The 20,614-nt window shown below is 59.7% G+C and carries 19 protein-coding genes and 2 tRNA genes; 13 read left to right on the top strand and 8 right to left on the bottom strand.

All coding sequences use genetic code 11. The features are described 5' to 3' along the window. Nucleotides 1-16: 16 nt before the first annotated feature. A complete protein-coding gene (gene dinB / locus KW840_RS09890; RefSeq protein WP_218495051.1) occupies nucleotides 17-1,078 on the bottom strand; it encodes a DNA polymerase IV in 1,062 nt (353 codons plus the stop codon). Nucleotides 1,079-1,378: 300 nt separating this feature from the next. Between dinB and KW840_RS09885 the strand changes: the two genes are divergently transcribed. The 4 genes from KW840_RS09885 to KW840_RS09870 all read left to right on the top strand — a co-directional run bounded on the left by KW840_RS09885 (nucleotide 1,379) and on the right by KW840_RS09870 (nucleotide 5,981). After that, nucleotides 1,379-1,455: transfer RNA gene (locus KW840_RS09885), tRNA-Met, on the top strand. 232 nt (nucleotides 1,456-1,687) lie between these two features. Next, nucleotides 1,688-1,764: transfer RNA gene (locus tag KW840_RS09880), tRNA-Met, on the top strand. A gap of 279 nt (nucleotides 1,765-2,043) precedes the next feature. After that, nucleotides 2,044-4,686 carry a bifunctional lysylphosphatidylglycerol flippase/synthetase MprF gene (gene mprF, locus KW840_RS09875; protein ID WP_218495050.1) on the top strand — a complete coding sequence of 881 codons (2,643 nt, stop codon included), beginning with the start codon at nucleotides 2,044-2,046 and terminating at the stop codon, nucleotides 4,684-4,686. After that, complete coding sequence (locus KW840_RS09870) at nucleotides 4,686-5,981, top strand: virulence factor family protein (protein ID WP_218495049.1); 1,296 nt, start codon at nucleotides 4,686-4,688, stop codon at nucleotides 5,979-5,981. Before mprF ends, KW840_RS09870 begins: the two co-directional genes overlap by 1 nt. A 180-nt stretch (nucleotides 5,982-6,161) precedes the next feature. On the opposite strand, the gene KW840_RS09865 is transcribed toward KW840_RS09870, so the two are convergent. Further along, nucleotides 6,162-8,063 (bottom strand): potassium transporter Kup, encoded by a 1,902-nt coding sequence (locus tag KW840_RS09865; protein WP_218495048.1) that lies wholly within the window; start codon nucleotides 8,061-8,063, stop codon nucleotides 6,162-6,164. 293 nt (nucleotides 8,064-8,356) lie between these two features. Between KW840_RS09865 and rimO the strand changes: the two genes are divergently transcribed. The 6 genes from rimO to tsaA all read left to right on the top strand — a co-directional run bounded on the left by rimO (nucleotide 8,357) and on the right by tsaA (nucleotide 13,595). Beyond that, nucleotides 8,357-9,694 carry a 30S ribosomal protein S12 methylthiotransferase RimO gene (rimO, locus tag KW840_RS09860; protein ID WP_057716142.1) on the top strand — a complete coding sequence of 446 codons (1,338 nt, stop codon included), beginning with the start codon at nucleotides 8,357-8,359 and terminating at the stop codon, nucleotides 9,692-9,694. Between the two features lie 112 nt (nucleotides 9,695-9,806). Then, a complete protein-coding gene (locus KW840_RS09855) occupies nucleotides 9,807-10,280 on the top strand; it encodes a GNAT family N-acetyltransferase (protein WP_150812923.1) in 474 nt (157 codons plus the stop codon). Nucleotides 10,281-10,470: 190 nt separating this feature from the next. Beyond that, on the top strand, nucleotides 10,471-11,181 hold the full coding sequence (locus tag KW840_RS09850) for an rRNA pseudouridine synthase (protein ID WP_057716144.1): 711 nt from the start codon (nucleotides 10,471-10,473) through the stop codon (nucleotides 11,179-11,181). 75 nt (nucleotides 11,182-11,256) lie between these two features. Continuing rightward, nucleotides 11,257-11,727: a DUF1456 family protein gene (locus KW840_RS09845; protein ID WP_046041186.1), complete on the top strand. Its 471-nt coding sequence runs from the start codon at nucleotides 11,257-11,259 to the stop codon at nucleotides 11,725-11,727. Between the two features lie 215 nt (nucleotides 11,728-11,942). Next, nucleotides 11,943-12,713, top strand: coding sequence for an SDR family oxidoreductase (locus tag KW840_RS09840; RefSeq protein WP_057716145.1), 771 nt, complete (start codon nucleotides 11,943-11,945; stop codon nucleotides 12,711-12,713). Nucleotides 12,714-12,899: 186 nt separating this feature from the next. Next, entirely contained in the window at nucleotides 12,900-13,595 is a 696-nt protein-coding gene (gene tsaA, locus KW840_RS09835; RefSeq protein WP_218495047.1) for a tRNA (N6-threonylcarbamoyladenosine(37)-N6)-methyltransferase TrmO, read from the top strand. A gap of 182 nt (nucleotides 13,596-13,777) precedes the next feature. Here tsaA and fpr read toward each other — a convergent pair whose 3' ends face one another. Beyond that, nucleotides 13,778-14,557 (bottom strand): ferredoxin-NADP reductase, encoded by a 780-nt coding sequence (gene fpr, locus KW840_RS09830; RefSeq protein ID WP_008054100.1) that lies wholly within the window; start codon nucleotides 14,555-14,557, stop codon nucleotides 13,778-13,780. Between the two features lie 148 nt (nucleotides 14,558-14,705). Between fpr and KW840_RS09825 the strand changes: the two genes are divergently transcribed. Further along, nucleotides 14,706-15,632, top strand: a complete 927-nt coding sequence (locus KW840_RS09825; RefSeq protein ID WP_043302480.1) for a LysR family transcriptional regulator — start codon at nucleotides 14,706-14,708, stop codon at nucleotides 15,630-15,632. On the opposite strand, the gene KW840_RS09820 is transcribed toward KW840_RS09825, so the two are convergent. The 3 genes from KW840_RS09820 to KW840_RS09810 all read right to left on the bottom strand — a co-directional run bounded on the left by KW840_RS09820 (nucleotide 15,629) and on the right by KW840_RS09810 (nucleotide 17,694). Continuing rightward, nucleotides 15,629-15,991 (bottom strand): diacylglycerol kinase, encoded by a 363-nt coding sequence (locus tag KW840_RS09820; RefSeq protein ID WP_057716147.1) that lies wholly within the window; start codon nucleotides 15,989-15,991, stop codon nucleotides 15,629-15,631. The genes KW840_RS09825 and KW840_RS09820 overlap by 4 nt on opposite strands. Before the next feature lie 75 nt (nucleotides 15,992-16,066). Further along, nucleotides 16,067-16,717, bottom strand: a complete 651-nt coding sequence (erdR, locus tag KW840_RS09815; protein WP_057716148.1) for a response regulator transcription factor ErdR — start codon at nucleotides 16,715-16,717, stop codon at nucleotides 16,067-16,069. Nucleotides 16,718-16,935: 218 nt separating this feature from the next. Next, a complete protein-coding gene (locus tag KW840_RS09810; RefSeq protein WP_218495046.1) occupies nucleotides 16,936-17,694 on the bottom strand; it encodes a tRNA-uridine aminocarboxypropyltransferase in 759 nt (252 codons plus the stop codon). 189 nt (nucleotides 17,695-17,883) lie between these two features. On the opposite strand from KW840_RS09810, the gene KW840_RS09805 reads away from it, so the two are divergent. Next, entirely contained in the window at nucleotides 17,884-18,306 is a 423-nt protein-coding gene (locus tag KW840_RS09805) for a PA3611 family quorum-sensing-regulated virulence factor (RefSeq protein ID WP_057716150.1), read from the top strand. Here KW840_RS09805 and KW840_RS09800 read toward each other — a convergent pair whose 3' ends face one another. Beyond that, the gene (locus tag KW840_RS09800) at nucleotides 18,307-18,501 is read right to left on the bottom strand and encodes a hypothetical protein (RefSeq protein WP_057716151.1); all 195 of its coding nucleotides are present in this window, start codon (nucleotides 18,499-18,501) and stop codon (nucleotides 18,307-18,309) included. 481 nt (nucleotides 18,502-18,982) lie between these two features. Here KW840_RS09800 and KW840_RS09795 point away from each other — a divergent pair, with 481 nt between their 5' ends. Then, complete coding sequence (locus tag KW840_RS09795) at nucleotides 18,983-20,101, top strand: TIGR00730 family Rossman fold protein (RefSeq protein WP_057716152.1); 1,119 nt, start codon at nucleotides 18,983-18,985, stop codon at nucleotides 20,099-20,101. A gap of 45 nt (nucleotides 20,102-20,146) precedes the next feature. Here the strand turns inward: KW840_RS09795 and recX are convergent, their stop codons facing one another. Beyond that, nucleotides 20,147-20,614 (bottom strand): recombination regulator RecX, encoded by a 468-nt coding sequence (gene recX / locus KW840_RS09790; RefSeq protein WP_218495045.1) that lies wholly within the window; start codon nucleotides 20,612-20,614, stop codon nucleotides 20,147-20,149.

Genomic DNA, 20,614 nt, shown 5'->3' with positions numbered 1-20,614 from the left:
CACATTCACCACAAAACTACCGCTCAAACAACTCCATCTGCTCGAACCCACCCCGCAAGTCCTCCAGCCGCACCCCGACACCCAACAACCGCACCGGCTTACCGCCGCGATTGAAGGCCTGGGTCAGCATCAACTGATAACTGCCCAGATCCCGCCCTGCCCCGGCCTGCTCCAATGTAGTCTGGGTGAAGTCGTGGAACTTCACTTTGACGAACGGCTTGCCCGGACGATAGCTGCTGTCGATCCGCGCCATGCGACCGGCCAGGGTCTCCAGCAGCTCGGGCAACTTGTCCAGGCAGCTCTTCAGGTCCGGAAGGTCAACGTCGTAGGTATTTTCAACGCTGATCGACTGACGACGACTGTCGTTGTGCACCACACGGTCGTCGATCCCACGGGCCAGGCTCCAGAGTCGCTCGCCAAAGCTGCCGAACTCACGCACCAGCGCCAACTTGTCCCACTCGCGCAATTGCAGGCAATCGGTGATACCCAGCTTGCCGAGCTTGTCGGCGGTGACTTTGCCGACCCCGTGCAATTTGCTCACCGGCAAACCACTGACAAAGTCCTCGACCTGGTCCGGCGTGATGACAAACAGGCCGTTGGGCTTTTTCCAGTCACTGGCAATCTTGGCCAGAAACTTGTTCGGCGCCACACCCGCCGACACGGTGATGTGCAACTGGTTGGAGACCCGGCGCCGGATGTCCTGGGCGATTCGCGTTGCACTGCCTGCGAAATGCGCGCTGTCCGACACATCGAGGTACGCCTCATCGAGCGAGAGCGGCTCGATGATCTCGGTGTAATCGCGAAAGATCGCATGAATTTCCCTGGACGCTTCTCTATAGGCATCCATGCGTGGCTTGACGATGGTCAGGTCCGGGCACAGCTTCAAGGCATGCCCGGAGGACATCGCCGAACGCACCCCGTACGCTCGCGCCTCATAATTGCAGGTGGCGATCACCCCGCGCCGGTCCGCCGACCCACCTACCGCCAGTGGTTTACCGGCCAGGCGTGGGTCGTCGCGCATCTCGATGGCTGCATAGAAGCAGTCACAATCGACGTGGATGATCTTGTGTTGGGTCATAGCAAAGCTGTGTTCATGGCAAGGAAAAGGCGTCATGGCGTGCCGGACAAACAGTATCTCACCGACACCTGTATATAGCACCAGTAGTCTGAATGTTCTTTTCCAATTGTAGGAAGAGTCGATTGTGAATTTATTTTTTCAATCGAAAAAATACTTTCAATAGACTCGCAGGCCTTGTCCTGCCTGCCTCACAGACCGGCCGACCTCCCCTTTTGAACGCTAAGCGATTGAACGGGAAGAGGTTTTATCGGAATTGGAGGTTGACACCCGAGCGCATCTCTATAGAATGAGCCACACAGACGCGGGATGGAGCAGTCTGGTAGCTCGTCGGGCTCATAACCCGAAGGTCGTCGGTTCAAATCCGGCTCCCGCAACCAAACATCAAAAAAGGCTACTCGAAAGAGTGGCCTTTTTTGTGCGCGCTCGTTTTGTAGCACCGAACGCAGGAACAAGACCTGGACGCTCAACGAAACCGAAACCGGAAATCGTTCTGATTCCGAAACTTAGGCCATCCCTGCGACCGTTTGCCGCGATTCAACATTTATTTGACCTGCTTCAGGATTAACGGTTGACACCCCGGCGCATCTCTATAGAATGCCGCCACACAGACGCGGGATGGAGCAGTCTGGTAGCTCGTCGGGCTCATAACCCGAAGGTCGTCGGTTCAAATCCGGCTCCCGCAACCAAACATCAAAAAAGGCTACTCGAAAGAGTGGCCTTTTTTGTATCTGTTGAAAAAGTCCTTTCGCAACAATGACCTGTCACTGTGTAGCAAGCCGCTTGGGGATCACCCATGCGCCGGGTTCAGACTATGCTCTATCACAGGCTGAAGCCTCCGCGACTGATAACGCGCCATCCCTGTTGCCGGGTGATAGGCGTTAAAATTTGTGATTATTTTTTTCTACAGGGATTGGTAACTTGGCTGGATACCTCCATCCTGTCGCGCACGATCCAAGAGGTGATTGATGCGCGCCAACTCGTCTGATTCACAAGACACTGTCACAGCGAAACAACCGATCAATGCCGAGCGCCTGCGCCTGCTTGATCGATTGAGCAAATACCGTCAACCCATTGGCCTGGCGGTCACCCTGCTGCTGTTCGCGATCGCGCTGATTGCCTGTCGCCACCTGTTGAGCGAACTCGACCTTAACGCCCTGCACGACTCGATCCTCGACGTTCCAAAACCTGCCTTGATGGGCGCGCTGGCTGCAACTGTGGTGGGCTTCATCATTCTGCTCGGCTACGAATGGTCAGCCAGCCGCTATGCCGGGGCGAGCCTGGCACCGCGCACCCTGGCCCTGGGCGGTTTCACGGCCTTTGCCATCGGCAACGCCATCGGTCTTTCAATGTTGTCGGGAGGCTCGGTTCGCTATCGCCTCTATGCTCGTCATGGCCTGGGAGCGGCAGAAGTCGCCCGCATGACTTTGTTCGCCAGCCTCTCGCTGGGTTGCGCCCTGCCACCGCTGGCTGCCCTGGCGACGCTCAGCGACCTGCCAGCGGCGTCCTCCGCCCTGGGACTCTCCGAGACGTTGCTGGGCGTGGTGGCGACTGCCGTGCTCGTGCTGTTTTCAGTGCTGGCCATCGGTATCTACCGTCGACGGCTGCCGGAACAGCCTTACCCGGACAACCTGCTGGTCAGGATCGGGCGCCGCACCTTGCGTCTGCCCGGGCGTCGCCTGACCTTCCTGCAATTGGTCATCACCGCCCTGGACGTAGCCGCCGCCGCGACCGTGCTCTATCTGCTGCTGCCGGAAACACCACCCTTCGGTGCGTTCCTTCTGGTTTACCTGCTGGCGCTGGCTGCCGGCGTGCTCAGCCATGTGCCGGGCGGTGTCGGGGTGTTCGAAGCCATTTTGCTGGCGGCGTTTTCCGACACCCTGGGTGCTGCGCCACTGGCGGCCGCCCTGCTGCTCTATCGCTTGATCTACGTGGTCCTGCCCTTGCTGGTGGCCTGCCTGTTGCTGCTGATCAACGAAGGCCAGCGCCTGTTCCAGACACGCCAGACGTTGCGCGCGGCCTCGGGTCTGGCGGCTCCGATACTGGCGGTGCTGGTGTTCCTGTCCGGTGTTGTCCTGCTGTTCTCCGGCGTCACTCCGGAAATCGATACGCGCCTGGAACACATCGGTTTTCTGATCCCCCATCGACTGGTCGATGCTTCGCACTTTGGCGCCAGCCTGGTCGGCGTGCTTTGCCTGTTGCTGGCCCAGGGGCTGCGCCGCCGGCTGTCGGCCGCGTGGATGCTGACCACCATTCTGTTACTGGTCGGCGCCCTGCTCTCGCTGCTCAAAGGCTTCGACTGGGAAGAAGCCAGCCTGATGGTGCTGACGGCAAGCCTGCTCGGGGTATTCCGCCGCTCGTTCTATCGCCCCAGCCGACTGACCGAAGTACCGTTCTCGCCGCTGTACCTGGTGGCCAGCCTGTGCGTGCTCGGCGCCTCGATCTGGTTGCTGTTGTTCGCCTACCAGGACGTTCCATACAGTCACCAACTCTGGTGGCAGTTCACTCTGGACGCCGATGCCCCTCGCGGCCTGCGCTCGCTGCTCGGGGCTGCCGTGCTGCTGGTGGTGGTGTCCCTGACCTGGCTGCTGCGCACCGAGCGCCCGGTCATTCACCTGCCCACCCCCGACGAACTGGAGCGCGCCAGCAAGATCCTCATGGCATCGGCCCAACCGGATGGCGGCCTGGCCCTGACCGGCGACAAGGCGCTGCTGTTCCACCCCAACGACGAGGCGTTCCTGATGTACGCCCGCCGTGGTCGCAGCCTGGTGGCGTTGTATGACCCGATCGGCCCGGGCCAGCAACGGGCGGAAATGATCTGGCAGTTCCGCGACCTTTGCGACATCCACCACGCCCGCCCCGTGTTCTATCAAGTGCGTGCAGAGAACCTGCCGTACTACATGGACATCGGCCTGACCGCGATCAAGCTCGGCGAAGAAGCCCGGGTCGACCTCAAGCGTTTTGATCTCGAAGCCAAGGGCAAAGAGATGAAGGACCTGCGCTACACCTGGAACCGTGGCACCCGCGACGGTCTGTCCCTGGAAATCCATGAACCCGGCCAGGCGCCGATGGATGAGCTCAAGGTAATTTCCGATGCCTGGCTGACCGGCAAGAACGTCCGGGAGAAAGGTTTTTCACTGGGTCGCTTCAGCGATGACTACCTCAAGCATTTTCGCATCGCGGTGATTCGTTTCGAAGGACGCCCGGTGGCGTTCGCAAACTTGCTCGAGACCTACGGCCATGACCTGGCCAGCCTCGACCTGATGCGCGCGCACCCGGATGCTCCGAAGCTGACCATGGAGTTCATGATGGTCGGCCTGATTCAACATTATAAAAATCATGGATACGCGCGTTTCAGCCTGGGCATGGTGCCGTTGTCGGGGTTGCAACCCCGTCGCGGCGCACCCTTGACCCAGCGCCTTGGCTCGATGGTATTCCGCCGTGGTGAGCAGCTGTACAACTTCCAGGGCTTGCGCCGCTTCAAAGACAAGTTCCAGCCTGATTGGGAACCCCGTTATATGGCCGTGCCCGCCGGACTCGATCCGCTGGTTGCGCTGGCCGACACCGCTGCCCTGATCGCGGGTGGCTTGACCGGATTGGTGAAACGCTGATGATTCAACGCTCCTTGCGGTATGTATTGGGCACACTGGTGATAGTGGCCCTGATTCTCGGTGGCGGTTTCTGGTACCTGAAACGCCCGGCACCGGAGCCGACCCTCGAATTGCTGACCCCGGCCGATGGTGCGGCGATGACCCGTGTCATCCCCGGCACAACGCCACGCGCCCAGGTGCTGGTGGCGGTCAACGAAGACCAGAAACTCAGCGACAAGCAATTGATGACCCTGAGCCGCAGTGGCGCGGCGCAAATTGTCCAGGTGATCCTGCCCAAGGATTGCCTGCTGCAAAGCCGCGCCCTCCAATCGGGCCTGCGCGAACTCAAAGGCCCGGCGACCCTGGTCAGCGGCATCGGCCCTGGCGCCGTGCTGGCCTGGCGCTGGTTGTCCGAGCAAAAGAACGACAAGGCCCAGGCCGTCTCGGTCGACCTGGCCCTGGAAAAGGGCGGCTGCACTCACCTGCTGCCCAAAAGCGCGGCCCACGGTCACTGGCTGGTCGCGTGGAACGACAACCCGGACGACACCAGTGCCGGCTTCGTGCGTGATCAACCGAACGCCGAAACCAGCATCAGCGACTACGACATCAACCTGCCGCAAGTGCTGAACAACGAACTGCGCAAGATCCTCGTCGGTGGCGACAAAGCCGCTGGCGGCCTGCAGATCCCGGTGGTCGAAGTGCCAGCGGGCCAGGCCAGTGACACCGTGACCCTGTTCCTGTCCGGCGACGGCGGCTGGCGCGACCTCGACCGCGACGTGGCGGGCGAGATGGCCAAGATCGGCTACCCGGTGGTCGGCATCGATACCCTGCGCTACTACTGGCAGCACAAGAGCCCGGAGCAAAGCGCGCTGGACCTGGCGGAACTGATGCAACACTACCGGCAGAAATGGGGCACCAAGCGCTTCATCCTGACCGGTTATTCGTTCGGCGCCGACGTACTGCCGGCGATCTACAACCGCCTGGCCGAATCGGAACAGCAACGCGTCGACGCGATCATCCTGCTGGCCTTCGCCCGTACCGGCAGCTTCGAGATCGAAGTCGAAGGCTGGCTCGGCAACGCCGGCAAGGAAGCCGCCACCGGCCCGGAAATGGCCAAGCTGCCAGCCGCCAAAGTGGTGTGCATCTACGGCGAAGAAGAAACCGACGAGAGTGGCTGCACCGACAAGACGGCGGTGGGCGAAGCCATCAAGCTGCCTGGCGGCCACCACTTCGACGAGAACTATCCGGCGCTGGCCAAGCGCCTGGTGGATGTGATCGAGAAGCGTCAAGCCAAAGAAGCAGAAGCTCAAGAGTGATCTGAGCCCCACAAAAAAGCCCCCGCTGCCGCAAGGTAACGGGGGCTTTTTCATTCAACACCACAACACACTGTAGGAGCGAGCCTGCTCGCGATGGACGTCAACGATGACGCGGAAATCCTGAATAAACGCGGTGCATTTGAGACCATCGCGAGCAAGCTCGCTCCTACAGGATCAGGTTTACATTTCGACCTGCGTCCCCAGCTCAATCACCCGGTTCAGCGGCAGATTGAAGAAACGCAGGTTGCCGTTGGCGTTCTGCAACATGAACGCAAACAGCGCCTCGCGCCAGCGCGACATGCCTTCGAGCTTGGAGGCGATGACCGTTTCGCGGCTGAGGAAGTACGTGGTGCGCATGGGGCTGAAGTCCAGCTCTTCGAGATGACACAGCTTCAGCGCCTGCGGTACGTCCGGCTCATCGGTGAAGCCGAAATGCAGGATGACCCGGAAGAACCCTTCGCCATAGGAGTCGACCTCGAAGCGCCGATTCGGCGGCACCCGCGGGATGTCTTCGTACACTACCGTCAGCAGCACCACTTGCTCGTGCAGTACCTGGTTATGCAGCAGGTTGTGCAACAGCGCGTGGGGCACGGCATCCGGCCGTGCCGTCAGGAACACGGCGGTGCCCTGAACACGATGGGGTGGTTGTACGGCAATGCTGCTGATGAAGATCGGCAGCGGCAATCCACCCTCATCGATACGCTCGACCAGCAACTGCTTGCCGCGCTTCCAGGTGGTCATCAGCACAAACAGCGCGAAACCCGCGATCACCGGGAATGCACCGCCCTGAACAATTTTCGGTACGTTGGCGGCGAAGTACAGACCATCGACCAACAGGAAGCCGAACAATATCGGAACCGCGAAGATTGGTGGCCACTTCCACAGCAGCAGCATCACCGCCGACACCAGGATGGTGGTCATCAGCATGGTGCCCGTTACTGCCACGCCATAGGCCGAGGCCAGGGCACCGGAGGATTCGAAACCGATCACCAGCAGGATCACGCCGACCATCAACGCCCAGTTCACCGCACCGATGTAGATCTGGCCCTGTTCGGCACTGGAAGTGTGTCGGATGTGCATGCGCGGAATGTAACCGAGCTGGATCGCCTGGCGGGTCAGGGAGAACGCACCGGAAATCACCGCTTGCGAGGCAATCACCGTGGCCAGGGTCGACAGGCCGACCAGCGGGATCAACGCCCAGCTCGGCGCCAGCAGGTAGAAGGGGTTACGGGCCGCTTCCGGATCACCTAGCAGCAGCGCGCCCTGGCCGAAGTAGTTCAGCACCAGCGCCGGCAGTACAAGGATGAACCACGCACGTGCGATCGGCTTGCGGCCGAAGTGGCCCATGTCCGCGTACAGCGCTTCGGCACCGGTCAATGCCAGCACCACGGCGCCGAGAATCGTCACGCCCATGCCCGGATGGACCATGAAGAAACGTACGCCCCACATCGGGTTCATCGCTTCCAGGACTTCCGGATGCTGGCTGATGCCATAGACGCCCAATGCACCCAGCACGAGGAACCAGGTGACCATGATCGGCCCGAACAGAATGCCGATTCGCGCCGTGCCGTGACGCTGGATCAGAAACAGCGCGACCAGCACCACCAGCGACAGCGGCACGACCCAATGGTCGATACCTTCGAACGCCAGCCCCAGGCCTTCAATCGCCGACAGTACGGAGATCGCCGGGGTGATCATGCTGTCGCCATAGAACAATGCCGCGCCGATCAGTCCGCAGACCACCAGCAACATGCGCAATTTGGCATGCCCCGCCGCCGCCCGCCGGGCCAGTGCGGTCAAGGCCATGATCCCGCCTTCGCCCTGGTTGTCGGCGCGCAGCACGAACATCATGTACTTGATCGACACGACCCAGATCAGCGACCAGAAAATGAGCGCAAGAATCCCCAGCACCCCGTCATGGTTGACCGGCACGCCATAGCCTCCGGAAAATACTTCCTTCAGGGTGTACAACGGACTGGTGCCGATATCGCCATAAACCACCCCGACTGCCGCGACCAGCATGCCGATCGGCTTCACCGCCGAATGCTCGGCATCGGTAGCCTGACTACTTGCCTGACCCATCCACCACTCCTACTTCTCAGACCCGGGCTTCTTTGAAAGAAGCACTATGCTTTGTCGTGCAGCATGCGCTGTTTTACTTCACGTTACAGACGTTTTGTTGACAGTAAAAAATCTGTAAGGCGTAACGGCGCGAAGCATAGCGCAGCACTCGTCGTATTTCCCCGCATAAAGCTGGTCAAGTGAACGACTCATCGCTAGAATTGCGCACTTTTTGATCAGAGGCGCAGTTCAAGCGCCCGTCCGTCGGTTTTGCCCTGCCCGGCAAGCGGCGTCACAAAATACCGAGGTTAGACATGTCCACCACTCCTGCGCCGGCCAATCCAAAGGTTGGCTTCGTATCCCTGGGTTGCCCCAAAGCACTGGTCGACTCCGAGCGCATCCTTACCCAGCTGCGCATGGAAGGCTATGACGTGGTGTCCACCTACCAGGACGCCGATGTCGTGGTAGTCAACACTTGCGGCTTCATCGATTCGGCCAAGGCCGAGTCCCTGGAAGTGATTGGCGAAGCCATCAAGGAAAACGGCAAGGTCATCGTGACCGGCTGCATGGGCGTCGAAGAAGGCAACATTCGCAACGTACACCCGAGCGTGCTGGCGGTGACCGGCCCGCAGCAGTACGAGCAAGTGGTCAATGCCGTGCACGAAGTCGTGCCGCCGCGCCAGGACCACAACCCGCTGATCGACCTGGTGCCGCCACAAGGCATCAAGCTGACCCCGCGCCACTACGCCTACCTGAAGATTTCCGAAGGCTGCAACCACAGCTGCAGCTTCTGCATCATCCCGTCGATGCGCGGCAAACTGGTCAGCCGCCCGGTGGGTGATGTGCTCGACGAGGCCCAGCGTCTGGTCAAGTCCGGCGTCAAAGAGCTGTTGGTGATCTCCCAGGACACCAGCGCCTACGGCGTCGACGTGAAATACCGCACCGGTTTCTGGAACGGCGCGCCGGTGAAAACCCGCATGACCGAACTCTGCGAAGCCCTGAGCACCCTCGGCGTCTGGGTTCGCCTGCACTACGTTTACCCGTACCCGCACGTTGACGAGCTGATCCCGTTGATGGCCGCCGGCAAGATCCTGCCGTACCTGGACATCCCGTTCCAGCACGCCAGCCCGAAAGTGCTCAAGTCGATGAAACGCCCGGCCTTCGAAGACAAGACCCTGGCGCGGATCAAGAACTGGCGCGAAATCTGCCCGGACCTGATCATCCGTTCGACCTTCATCGTCGGCTTCCCGGGCGAGACCGAAGAAGACTTCCAGTACCTGCTGAACTGGCTGACCGAAGCCCAGCTCGACCGCGTCGGCTGCTTCCAGTACTCGCCGGTTGAAGGCGCACCGGCCAATGACCTGGACCTGGAAGTCGTCCCGGACGACATCAAGCAGGACCGCTGGGAGCGCTTCATGGCGCACCAGCAGGCCATCAGCTCGGCGCGTCTGCAAATGCGCATCGGCCGTGAGATCGAAGTGCTGGTCGATGAAGTCGACGAGCAAGGCGCGGTCGGCCGCTGCTTCTTCGATGCCCCGGAAATCGACGGCAACGTATTCATCGACAACGGCAGCAACCTCAAGCCGGGCGACAAGGTCTGGTGCAAAGTGACCGACGCCGACGAATACGATCTGTGGGCTGAACAGATCTAAACGCAAAAAATACGCAAAGCCCCGCTCTCTTGACGAGATGCGGGGCTTTTTTACGGCTATCGTTTGCACATGGAAGGATTCCTATCAACCACTGCATAAGAGGCAGACGGGCATGCGTCAGCATTCGGTCATCCACACGCCGAAACTCGGCGACTACGAAGAATTGACCCGGGTCTGGGAGGCCTCGGTACGCGCCACCCACGACTTTCTGCCAGACAGCTACATCGAACTGCTGAAGAACCTGGTGCTGACCCGCTACCTCGACGCGGTGATGCTGATCTGCACCAAGGATTCGAACCAGCGCATCACCGGGTTCGCCGGCGTCGCGGCGGGCAAGATCGAAATGCTCTTCATCGACCCCGACCATCGCGGCCAGGGCCTGGGCAAGAAATTGTTGCACTATGCCCTGGAACACCTGAACGCCGACGAACTGGACGTCAACGAACAGAACCCGCAAGCCCTCGGCTTTTACTTCAAGCAAGGCTTCGAGGTCATCGGTCGTTCGGAGGTCGATGGCATGGGCCAGCCGTATCCGTTGTTGCACATGCGTTTGCGTCAGGACCAGCAAAAATCACGGCATGGATGACACAACACAGATCAAATGTGGGAGCGGGCTTGCTCGCGAAGGCGGTGTGTCAGCCAACATACATGTTGAGGCTGATGGCCCTTTCGTGAGCAAGCCCGCTCCCACAAAAAGCCTCACTGCGTAAATGGAACCGGGATTAACCGGCGCCAGGCAGGTACAATGCCCACCCCCTTTTTGTTACGGCCCTGACATGACTGACCCGATTCGTCTCTCCAAACGCCTCATCGAACTCGTCGGCTGTTCCCGTCGGGAGGCTGAGCTGTTCATCGAGGGCGGCTGGGTCACCGTCGACGGTGTGGTCATCGACGAGCCGCAATTCAAGGTCGACACCCAGAAAGTCGAGCTTGATCCAGAAGCCAAGGCCACTGCGCCGGAACCGGTGACCCTGCTGCTCAATGTGCCCGCAGGCATGGACGCAGACACCGCCTTGGCCACCCTCGGCGCCGAGACCCTGAGCGAAGAGCACCGCTACGGCAAGCGCCCGTTGCGCGGGCACTTCCTGCGCCTGACCGCCAGCACCGACCTGCAGGCCAACGCCAGCGGGCTGCTGGTGTTCACCCAGGACTGGAAAATCCTGCGCAAACTCACCGCCGACTCCAGCAAGATCGAGCAAGAGTATGTGGTCGAGGTTGAAGGCGAGATGGTGGCCCACGGCCTGAACCGCCTGAACCACGGCCTGACCTACAAGGGCAAGGAGTTGCCGGCGGTCAAGGCCAGCTGGCAGAACGAGAACCGTCTGCGCTTTGCCATGAAGAACCCGCAGCCGGGCATCATCGCCCTGCTCTGCCAGGCGGTCGGCCTCAAGGTCGTCGGTATCCGCCGTATTCGCATCGGTGGCGTGTCCATCGGCAAAGTGCCGGTGGGGCAATGGCGCTATCTGTCCGGCAAAGAGAAGTTCTAAGGCTTTTCTGGCCGCCATCCATTTCGGCGCCGCGCCTGGCCGCGACGCTCACAGCTGAATATCAGGACTGCACACATGATTCATAACGACGTACTGCGCAGCGTGCGCTACATGCTCGACATCAGCGACAAGAAAGTCATCGAGATCATCAAGCTCGGCGGCCTGGACGTGACCCTGCCGGACCTGTTGACCTACCTCGACAAGAAAGAGGAAGACGAGGAAGGTTTCGTACGCTGCCCGGACGAAGTCATGGCGCACTTCCTCGACGGTCTGGTGATCTTCAAGCGCGGCAAGGACGAAAGCCGCCCGCCGCAGCCGATCGAAGTGCCGGTGACCAATAACATCATCCTGAAAAAGCTGCGGGTAGCGTTCGAGCTGAAAGAAGACGACATGCACGCGATCCTCAAGGCTGCCGAGTTCCCGGTGTCCAAGCCTGAACTGAGCGCACTGTTCCGCAAGTTCGGTCACACCAACTATCGCCCGTGCGGCGACCAGCTGCTACGCAATTTCCTCAAGGGCCTGACCCTGCGAGTGCGCCCGCAGTAAGCTCGAGACACATCTGTTTTCTGTAGGAGCTGGCTTGCCAGCGATGGTCGCAAACGATAACGCGTGCTGACTGGATGAGCGCGGCGGTCTCTCATCCTTCGCTGGCAAGCCAGCTCCTACAGGACCGAATGCCTCCCTATTCCGCGCAAAAATAGTGGCTCCGCTTCTGGCGGCTGACGACTAGGGTGTAAAGACCTCAGTTCTCAGGATTCGCCATGCATCCCTACTTTTCCCTGCAAGGCCGCACCGCCCTGGTGACCGGCGGCACCCGTGGTATCGGCAAGATGATCGCCAAGGCCTACGTCGAGGCGGGCGCCACCGTATACGTCTGCGCCCGCGACGTCGAAGCCTGCCAGCAAACCGCTGACGAACTCGGTGCACTTGGCCGCTGCCGCGCCATCGCGGCGAACCTCGCCACCGAAGAGGGCGTCCTGCAACTGGCCACGCGCCTGGGCGAGCAGATCACTCATCTGGACATCCTGGTGAACAATGCCGGCACCACCTGGGGCGCACCGTTGGAGAGCTACCCGATCAAAGGCTGGGAAAAAGTCATGCAGCTCAACGTGACGTCGGTGTTCAACTGCATCCAGCAGTTCCTGCCCCTGCTGCGCAAGGCCGGTTCCGAAGCGAATCCGGCGCGGATCATCAACATAGGATCGGTGGCAGGGATTTCCTCCTTCGGCGAGCAGGCGTATGCCTACGGGCCGAGCAAGGCTGCGTTGCACCAACTGTCGAGGATTCTGGCGCGCGAACTGGTGAGCCAGCACATCAACGTCAACGTGATCGCCCCGGGGCGGTTTCCGAGCAAGATGACCCAGCACATCGGCAATGATGAACAGGCGCTGGCGCAGGATACGGCGTTGATCCCGATGAAGCGTTGGGGCCGCGAGGAGGAAATGGCGGCGCTGGCGATCAGCCTGGCGAGTACTGCCGGGGCTTATATGACCGGGAATATCATTCCGCTGGATGGTGGGTTCAGCCTGTAGATCGGCGGTGCGGCCATCGCGGGCAAGCCACGCTCCCACAGGTTTTGAGACGGACACAAATCTTGTGTGCGCTCGAGAACCCTGTGGGAGCGTGGCTTGCCCGCGATGACGGACTGATAGGCGCCACCGGGCCAAAGGCCGTGTGGGTTATCATGCCTGCCTTAAATTCCACCTCGACCCCAAACCATGACCTACAGCGTTTCCCCCATCGGCTTCGTGCGCTCCTGCTTCAAGGAGAAATTCGCCATTCCGCGCCAACCGCAACTGGCCCCGGCTGCCCGTGGCGTGCTGGAACTGGTGGCTCCGTTCGATCAAGGGGACGCGGTACAAGGCCTGGAGCAGGTCAGCCACGTGTGGCTGCTGTTCCTGTTCCACCAGGCCCTGGAAGAAAAACCTCGCTTGAAGGTCCGCCCACCGCGCCTCGGCGGCAACAAGTCCATGGGCGTGTTCGCCACCCGCGCCACCCACCGCCCCAATGGCATCGGTCAATCCGTGGTCAAGCTGGACAAGATCGAAGCCAATCGCCTGTGGATATCCGGTATTGACTTGCTGGACGGCACGCCGATTCTCGACATAAAACCCTACGTGCCTTACGCCGACATCATCGATACAGCCACCAACAGCATCGCCAGCGCTGCGCCGCTATTGATTCCCGTGCAGTGGACGGACGCAGCGCTGCAACAGGCTCACGAGCACGCTCAGCGTCTTGAAGAGCCTTTGGTTGAGTTGATCGAGCAATGCCTGGCGCAAGATCCACGCCCGGCCTATCAAATACCTGCACCCGAGCGGGAATACGGCGCGCAGTTCTGGGATCTGGATGTGCGTTGGCATTACCCGGAAACAAACGTGATCCGGGTCCTGGAAGTTATCCCGGTTAAATAAACCCGGCAACGAAAAAGCCCGCATGACCTTTTCAGGCCATGCGGGCTTTTCTTTGTGCTGCGTACCTACTGTAGGAGCTGGCTTGCCAGCGATGGGCTCGAACTCACCGCGTTAAACCAGAAAACGCGCGTTATCGTTAACGACCATCGCGAGCGAGCTCGCTCCTACAACGTGACCTGCGGTCACTTCTCGACGAACGCTCGCTCGATCAGGTAATCACCCGGCTCGCGCATCCGCGGCGAAACCTTCAGGCCGAAGCTGTTCAGCACTTCACTGGTCTCGTCGAGCATGCTCGGGCTGCCGCACAGCATGGCGCGGTCGTCCTGCGGGTTGATCGGTGGCAGACCGATGTCGCTGAACAGCTTGCCGCTGCGCATCAGGTCGGTCAGACGACCTTCGTTCTCGAACGGCTCACGGGTCACGGTCGGGTAGTAGATCAACTTGTCACGCAGCGCGTCACCGAAGAACTCGTTCTGCGGCAGGTGCTCGGTGATGAACTCGCGGTAAGCGACTTCGTTGACGTAACGAACGCCGTGGCACAGGATCACTTTTTCGAAGCGCTCGTAGGTTTCCGGGTCCTGGATGACGCTCATGAACGGCGCCAGACCGGTGCCGGTGCTGAGCAGGTACAAATGTTTGCCAGGCTTGAGGTCATCCAGTACCAGCGTGCCGGTAGGCTTCTTGCTGATGATGATCTCATCGCCTTCCTTCAGATGCTGTAACTGCGAAGTCAGCGGACCATCAGGCACCTTGATGCTGAAGAACTCGAGATGCTCTTCCCAGTTCGGGCTGGCAATCGAGTAAGCGCGCATAAGCGGGCGGCCGTTGGGCTGTTGCAGGCCGATCATCACGAACTGACCGTTCTCGAAGCGCAGGCCCGGATCACGGGTGCACTTGAAGCTGAACAGAGTGTCGTTCCAGTGGTGAACACTGAGGACACGCTCGTGGTTCATGTTGCTCATGTACGTGGGACTCCTGGAGATTTGTCTGCGCGTGTTCGGCGCCTGCTCTGCAAAAAAAGCCAGCTCTGCGCAATTGCATCGCATTCTAAAGGCAGAGACAATATCTGTTAAATGGATTATTAAGATAAGGGTTATCGGTTATATCGATATGCGATTTACTCTCCGTCAACTTCAAGTATTCGTCGCCGTCGCCCAGCAGGAAAGTGTGTCCCGTGCCGCGGGCCTGCTCAACCTCTCGCAATCGGCGGCGAGCACCTCGATCACCGAACTGGAGCGCCAGTGCAGCTGCCAGTTGTTCGACCGTGCCGGCAAACGGTTGAGCCTGAACGCCCTGGGCAAACAGCTGTTGCCACAAGCGGTGGCGCTGCTGGACCAGGCCAAGGAAATCGAGGACCTGCTCAATGGCAAATCCGGTTTCGGCTCGCTGGCCGTGGGTGCAACCCTGACCATCGGCAATTACCTGGCCACATTGTTGATCGGCAGCTTCATGCAGCGCCACCCGGAAAGCCAGGTGAAGCTGCATGTGCAGAACACTGCCAATATCGTGCAGCAAGTGGCCCACTATGAAATTGATCTGGGTCTAATCGAAGGCGACTGCAGTCATCCGGACATCGAAGTACAAAGCTGGGTCGAGGACGAACTGGTGGTGTTTTGCGCCCCTCAGCATCCGTTGGCCAAGCGTGGCACGGCCACCATGGAGGAGTTGAGCCACGAAGCCTGGATCCTGCGCGAACAGGGCTCGGGCACGCGGTTAACCTTCGATCAAGCCATGCGCCATCACCGCACTTCGTTAAACATCCGGCTCGAGCTTGAGCACACCGAAGCGATCAAACGCGCGGTGGAGTCTGGTTTGGGGATTGGCTGCATTTCCAGGCTGGCTTTGCGCGACGCATTTCGCCGCGGCAGCCTGGTGCCTGTCGAGACGCCGGATCTGGATCTGGCGCGACAGTTTTATTTCATCTGGCATAAACAGAAATATCAGACCTCGGCGATGCGCGAGTTCCTCGATCTGTGCCGCGCCTTCACCGCCGGGGTTCAGCGCAGCGACGAGATCGTGCTGCCGACGATCGCCTAGAGCAGAATTACCGCCCACACCAGGGCAATCATGCTCAATGCCACGGCCTGGGCGGCACTGCCCATGTCCTTGGCATTCTTGGACAGCGGGTGCCGCTCAAGGGAAATGCGGTCGATGGCCGCCTCCACGGCCGAGTTGAGCAACTCGACGATCAACGCCAACAGGCATACCGCGATCAACAACGCCTGTTCGACCCGGCTGACATTCAGGAAGAACGACAAAGGAATCAGGATGACGTTGAGCAATACCAATTGCCGAAAGGCAGCCTCACCGGTGAAGGCTGCGCGCAGGCCGTCCAGCGAATAACCGGAAGCATTGAGAATACGTTTCAGGCCGGTCTGGCCTTTGAAAGGTGACATAGAGTGGGCAACTGGCAAAAAAGAAGTGGGAAAGCTAGTTCAACCAAAGTCAAAAAAGCGTGAATTTGCCAGCCTTTAATGGCTGGAAATTGACTCAAGTTGTTGCAAGAGCAGCGCGGCCTGGGTCCGGGTCCGCACATTCAGTTTACGGAAAATCGCGGTCACGTGCGCCTTGATCGTCGCCTCGGAAACACTCAGCTCGTAGGCGATCTGCTTGTTCAGCAAGCCTTCGCAGACCATGGTCAGCACCCGGAATTGTTGCGGGGTGAGGCTGGCAAGCCCTTCGCTGGCCGCCTTGGCTTCATCCGAGACGCTGACCGCTTCGAACGCCTGTGGCGGCCAGAACACGTCGCCATCGAGGACCGCCCGCACGGCTTTCTGGATCACACTCAAGTCGCTGGATTTGGGAATGAAGCCACTGGCGCCGAATTCACGAGACTTGACCATGATGGTCGCCTCTTCCTGGGCCGAGACCATGACCACCGGAATCTGCGGGTACTGCCCCCGCAGCAGGACCAGCCCGGAAAAACCGTAGGCCCCCGGCATGTTCAGGTCCAGCAGCACCAGATCCCAGTCGGACTTTTCCGTCAGGCGGGCTTCCAGTTCGGCGATGCTCGCCACTTCCACCAGACGGACATCCGGGCCAAGGCCCAGGGTCAGCGCTTGATGCAAGGCACTACGAAAAAGTGGGTGGTCATCGGCAATCAGGATTTCGTATGTGGCCATTTTTCAAATGATCCTGTTTTTCATGGGACGCCCGATGCATTCGGACCTCGCCAAAGCACCTCAAGGCACAGCCACGCAGCTGCACTGACAAGGCACGTTCAGCGCAAAAAACGGCGCCGAAAACTCCGGCCGCACCCTAATCGGCGCCAAGCATGCCCAGCGAAGCCGGGGTGGTCAAGCAGCATGGCCGGTACACTTTATTGCAGTATGCGCGACAATCAGTCCATCAATGGGGCGGCCACCTGAACATAGGGCATCAATTCGGCGTGTGCAGGGGTCGAAACGTTCATGTCCAACTGATGCTTGGCATCGAGGTAATGCTGGCTGAACACATCGAAGTAGGCATCCAGCGCCGATGCCGCGGCGACATCACCTGCAAGGTCAAGGCATAGCGCCGCCACTTCCGCCGTGCACAGATGCTCGCTGCGGGTCGAGCGGCGCAATCGGTAGCGGGAGAGTTTCTCCGGCAACAGGCTGAGGATCGGCAGTCGATCGAAATAGGGGCTCTTGCGAAAGATCTTTCGCGCTTCAGTCCAGGTCGCATCCAACAGAATGAAAAGCGGGCGCTTCGTGCCATCGACGTCCACGCTGTTTGTCACGCGCTCAGGTTCGACGTACTCACCCGGAAACACCAGGTAAGGCTGCCATTGCGGGTCGGACAACAGCGCCAGCAACTTCGGATCAATCTCGGTACGGGACCAGATGAAGGCATGGTTGTCAGGCACCACGTCGGCAATCAGCCAACCGGTGTTGCTCGGTTTGAACACCTCCTTGTTGGTCATGATCAGGCACACGCCGGAGCGGGTAGCGACCTGCGGACGCCATGCACACAGACAGTGACTCTCGATCACCCGGCAGTCACGGCAGCGCGGCGCACGCCAGCCGCGGGCCTGAATCGGCTTGATGCCCTCCTCTTCGCGCTGATCGCGCAAGCGGGCCACGGCATTCAAGGCAAAGCGCGCGGGGGTATGACTCATCGCGGGCAACGCCCACAGAGAAGGGAAATCGACACGAAAAACACTCGACAGGGTAAAAAGTGCCAGCAGTTTACCAGACCGCCCGGCGCAAGCCTGTACCGTCCAGCTAGCCTCCCCTATAATTCGCCGCCACTGAACGCACAGTCACGTGACGGGTCAAACCCCGCATCACTGAACCAGGAGAGTTTCATGCTGCGCCTTATCGTTCCTACCGCGGCCATTTTGCTGGCGTCGTCCTTCAACGCCCAGGCTGCGTCCTTGAAAGACACGGAACTGAACAAAATGCTGCAAAACGTCGCCACCCAAAGCAGCGTCGGCACTCCTCGAGCGATCAACGAAGACATTCTCGATCAAGGCTACACCGTTGACGGCAAACAGCTGATCAACCATCTGAGCGTGCAGAGCAGCCACGCCGACAAGATGCGCGCAGATCCAAAAGCGGTTTACTTCCAGTTGGGAGCCTCAGTCTGCCGAAACGAAGGGTTTCGCAAGCTGATGGCCAAGGGCGCGATCATGCGTTACGACTTCACTGAGGTGAAGACCAACCGCCCGGTCGGTTCCGCAAGCTTCCAGGAATCGGACTGCCTGCAACCTGCCAAGAAGAAAAAGTAATCACCTGGAGTTGGCGCGCCGCTGTTCATCTTCGGCGCGCAGTTCCGCCAGCAGCGCCTGCAAGTAATGCGAACGACGCTCGCCACCGCGCAAACGTCGGCAGCACTCCTCTTCGAGACTCAAATGATGGGTCTCGGCCGATGACTTCAGCAATCGATACAGTTGCGTATCGATCTCCAGAACGACTCTGGCCATGGTTTCCCGCCTCCTTGCACTTCACTCATGTTTGAGCAAAAAATCCTTGAACCGCTTGTATTGCGCGCCTTGCCGTTGACGCAAAGTTGTCGTGTCGCACCTGTAACTTAGTAAATCAGAGTGCAGCACACGCGACGTGCGTTCAGACGAGCGGTGAAAGCACCTTGCAAATCGTCAATAAGCGGTTGCCAGGAAAGACTTTGAGGCGCAATGATCAAGGCAGCGCAAATCACTGTGAAGGTCTAGATTTCAGGTTATCCACGTTCATTTTTCAGGGCTGGAAAGGGGCTGCCCGTCGCCTGTCGTATTGTGCGAATGTTTCTTTCATCCAAGGGAAAAACAGAACCTGTTTGGATGATCCGGTGTTTTTCGGGTCAAGTAGATCGCCCAGGCATGGGCCGGGGCAGACAGCGACACATGAAGTGTCGTGGCACCGACGTACGTTGTCGGGCCGAGGGTTCTGTGCAGAAGGAGAAGTTGAATGCCTTACCAACCGAATGACCTCCTGAGCCGTCATTTTGAAGAAAGCGGCCACGACCTCATCAGCAAGGTCGAAGAACAGCTCAAGCTGATTTCACCCAACAGCCCGAACATCCCGATCTACCGCGATATGATCCTGACCGTGCTACGCATGGCCCAGGAAGACCACAACCGCTGGAATGCCAAAATCACCCTGCAGGCCCTGCGCGAACTGGAACAGGCTTTTCGCGTGCTCGAACAATTCAAGGGGCGGCGCAAGGTCACTGTTTTCGGCTCGGCCCGTACCCCCATGGAACACCCGCTCTACAGCATGGCCCGGGAACTCGGTGCCGCGCTGGCGCGCTCGGACATGATGGTCATCACTGGCGCCGGTGGCGGCATCATGGCCGCCGCCCATGAGGGCGCCGGACTGGCAAACAGCCTGGGGTTCAACATTACCCTGCCCTTCGAACAGCATGCCAACCCCACTGTCGACGGCACGACCAGCCTGCTGCCCTTCCACTTCTTCTTCACCCGCAAGCTGTTCTTCGTCAAGGAAGCCGATGCCCTCGTGCTGTGCCCGGGTGGCTTCGGTACCCTGGATGAAGCGCTGGAAGTACTGACACTGATCCAGACCGGCAAAAGCCCATTGGTACCAGTGGTGCTGCTCGACACGCCGGACGGCAAATTCTGGCAAGGCGCACTGGACTTCATTCACCAGCAACTGGAGGAAAACCACTACATCCTGCCCACTGACATGAAGCTGATGAAACTGGTCTACAACGTCGAAGAAGCGGTAGAGCACATCAACCAGTTCTACAGCAACTTCCACTCCAGTCGCTGGCTCAAGCATCAGTTCCTGATTCGCATGAATCACACACTCAGCGACCACGCACTCGAACACATGCAGGAGGCATTCGCCGACCTGTGCCTGAGCGATCATTTCCATCAGCACGCTTACAGCGGTGAAGAACACAACGAAGCCGAATTCAGCCATCTGGCGCGGCTGGTCTTCAACTTCAATGCCCGCAATCATGGCCGCCTGCGCGAGCTTGTGGACTACATCAACCTGCCGGAAAACTGGGCACAATCAAAACCCCAGGTACAACAACGCACGCGGGAGCCGTCAAAGGTTTCGTGAGGCATAAAAAAACGGCCCGCTATCTAAATAGCGGGCCGTTTCAGTTCAATCGTCCATCCCTCGACCGCTGAACAGGCGGTTGATCATTTCCATGGAGTATCCCCGATACGCCAGGAACCTGCCTTGTTTGGCTCGCTCCCGGGCGTCTGCTGGCAATTGCCCGGAGAACTTGCGTCGCCAGGTATCGATCAATTGCTCCTGCCAATCGATACCGCTCTCACGCAGGGCGAGTTCAATATCGGTGCGCTGCAGGCCACGCTGGCCCAACTCTTCACGAATGCGTAAAGGGCCATAACCGGAGCTGGCGCGGTAGGAAACGAAACTTTCCAGGTAACGGGTTTCGGACAACAGCCCCTCTTCCGTCAACCGGTCGAGTGCTGTTTCGATCATTTCAGGGAGGGCGCCGCGCTGACGCAGTTTACGCGTCAGCTCGACACGACCGTGCTCGCGTCGTGCGAGCAGGTCCATTGCGGTTCGCCGCACCGCGACGAGTGTATCGAGTACGGCGGTCAT

This window comes from Pseudomonas sp. PDM30, from assembly GCF_019218985.1.
GTDB lineage: Bacteria > Pseudomonadota > Gammaproteobacteria > Pseudomonadales > Pseudomonadaceae > Aquipseudomonas > Aquipseudomonas jessenii.
The sequence above is the reverse complement of the archived record's forward strand: the minus strand, read 5'-3'. Positions and strand labels throughout refer to the sequence as shown.

What these genes read in the sequence shown, in the direction of transcription:
- dinB (WP_218495051.1), bottom strand. Translation starts at nt 1,078, where the DNA reads ATGACCCAACACAAGATCATCCACGTCGATTGTGACTGCTTCTATGCA.
- mprF (WP_218495050.1), top strand. Translation starts at nt 2,044, where the DNA reads ATGCGCGCCAACTCGTCTGATTCACAAGACACTGTCACAGCGAAACAA.
- KW840_RS09870 (WP_218495049.1), top strand. Translation starts at nt 4,686, where the DNA reads ATGATTCAACGCTCCTTGCGGTATGTATTGGGCACACTGGTGATAGTG.
- KW840_RS09865 (WP_218495048.1), bottom strand. Translation starts at nt 8,063, where the DNA reads ATGGGTCAGGCAAGTAGTCAGGCTACCGATGCCGAGCATTCGGCGGTG.
- rimO (WP_057716142.1), top strand. Translation starts at nt 8,357, where the DNA reads ATGTCCACCACTCCTGCGCCGGCCAATCCAAAGGTTGGCTTCGTATCC.
- KW840_RS09855 (WP_150812923.1), top strand. Translation starts at nt 9,807, where the DNA reads ATGCGTCAGCATTCGGTCATCCACACGCCGAAACTCGGCGACTACGAA.
- KW840_RS09850 (WP_057716144.1), top strand. Translation starts at nt 10,471, where the DNA reads ATGACTGACCCGATTCGTCTCTCCAAACGCCTCATCGAACTCGTCGGC.
- KW840_RS09845 (WP_046041186.1), top strand. Translation starts at nt 11,257, where the DNA reads ATGATTCATAACGACGTACTGCGCAGCGTGCGCTACATGCTCGACATC.
- KW840_RS09840 (WP_057716145.1), top strand. Translation starts at nt 11,943, where the DNA reads ATGCATCCCTACTTTTCCCTGCAAGGCCGCACCGCCCTGGTGACCGGC.
- tsaA (WP_218495047.1), top strand. Translation starts at nt 12,900, where the DNA reads ATGACCTACAGCGTTTCCCCCATCGGCTTCGTGCGCTCCTGCTTCAAG.
- fpr (WP_008054100.1), bottom strand. Translation starts at nt 14,557, where the DNA reads ATGAGCAACATGAACCACGAGCGTGTCCTCAGTGTTCACCACTGGAAC.
- KW840_RS09825 (WP_043302480.1), top strand. Translation starts at nt 14,706, where the DNA reads ATGCGATTTACTCTCCGTCAACTTCAAGTATTCGTCGCCGTCGCCCAG.
- KW840_RS09820 (WP_057716147.1), bottom strand. Translation starts at nt 15,991, where the DNA reads ATGTCACCTTTCAAAGGCCAGACCGGCCTGAAACGTATTCTCAATGCT.
- erdR (WP_057716148.1), bottom strand. Translation starts at nt 16,717, where the DNA reads ATGGCCACATACGAAATCCTGATTGCCGATGACCACCCACTTTTTCGT.
- KW840_RS09810 (WP_218495046.1), bottom strand. Translation starts at nt 17,694, where the DNA reads ATGAGTCATACCCCCGCGCGCTTTGCCTTGAATGCCGTGGCCCGCTTG.
- KW840_RS09805 (WP_057716150.1), top strand. Translation starts at nt 17,884, where the DNA reads ATGCTGCGCCTTATCGTTCCTACCGCGGCCATTTTGCTGGCGTCGTCC.
- KW840_RS09800 (WP_057716151.1), bottom strand. Translation starts at nt 18,501, where the DNA reads ATGGCCAGAGTCGTTCTGGAGATCGATACGCAACTGTATCGATTGCTG.
- KW840_RS09795 (WP_057716152.1), top strand. Translation starts at nt 18,983, where the DNA reads ATGCCTTACCAACCGAATGACCTCCTGAGCCGTCATTTTGAAGAAAGC.
- recX (WP_218495045.1), bottom strand. Translation starts at nt 20,614, where the DNA reads ATGACCGCCGTACTCGATACACTCGTCGCGGTGCGGCGAACCGCAATG.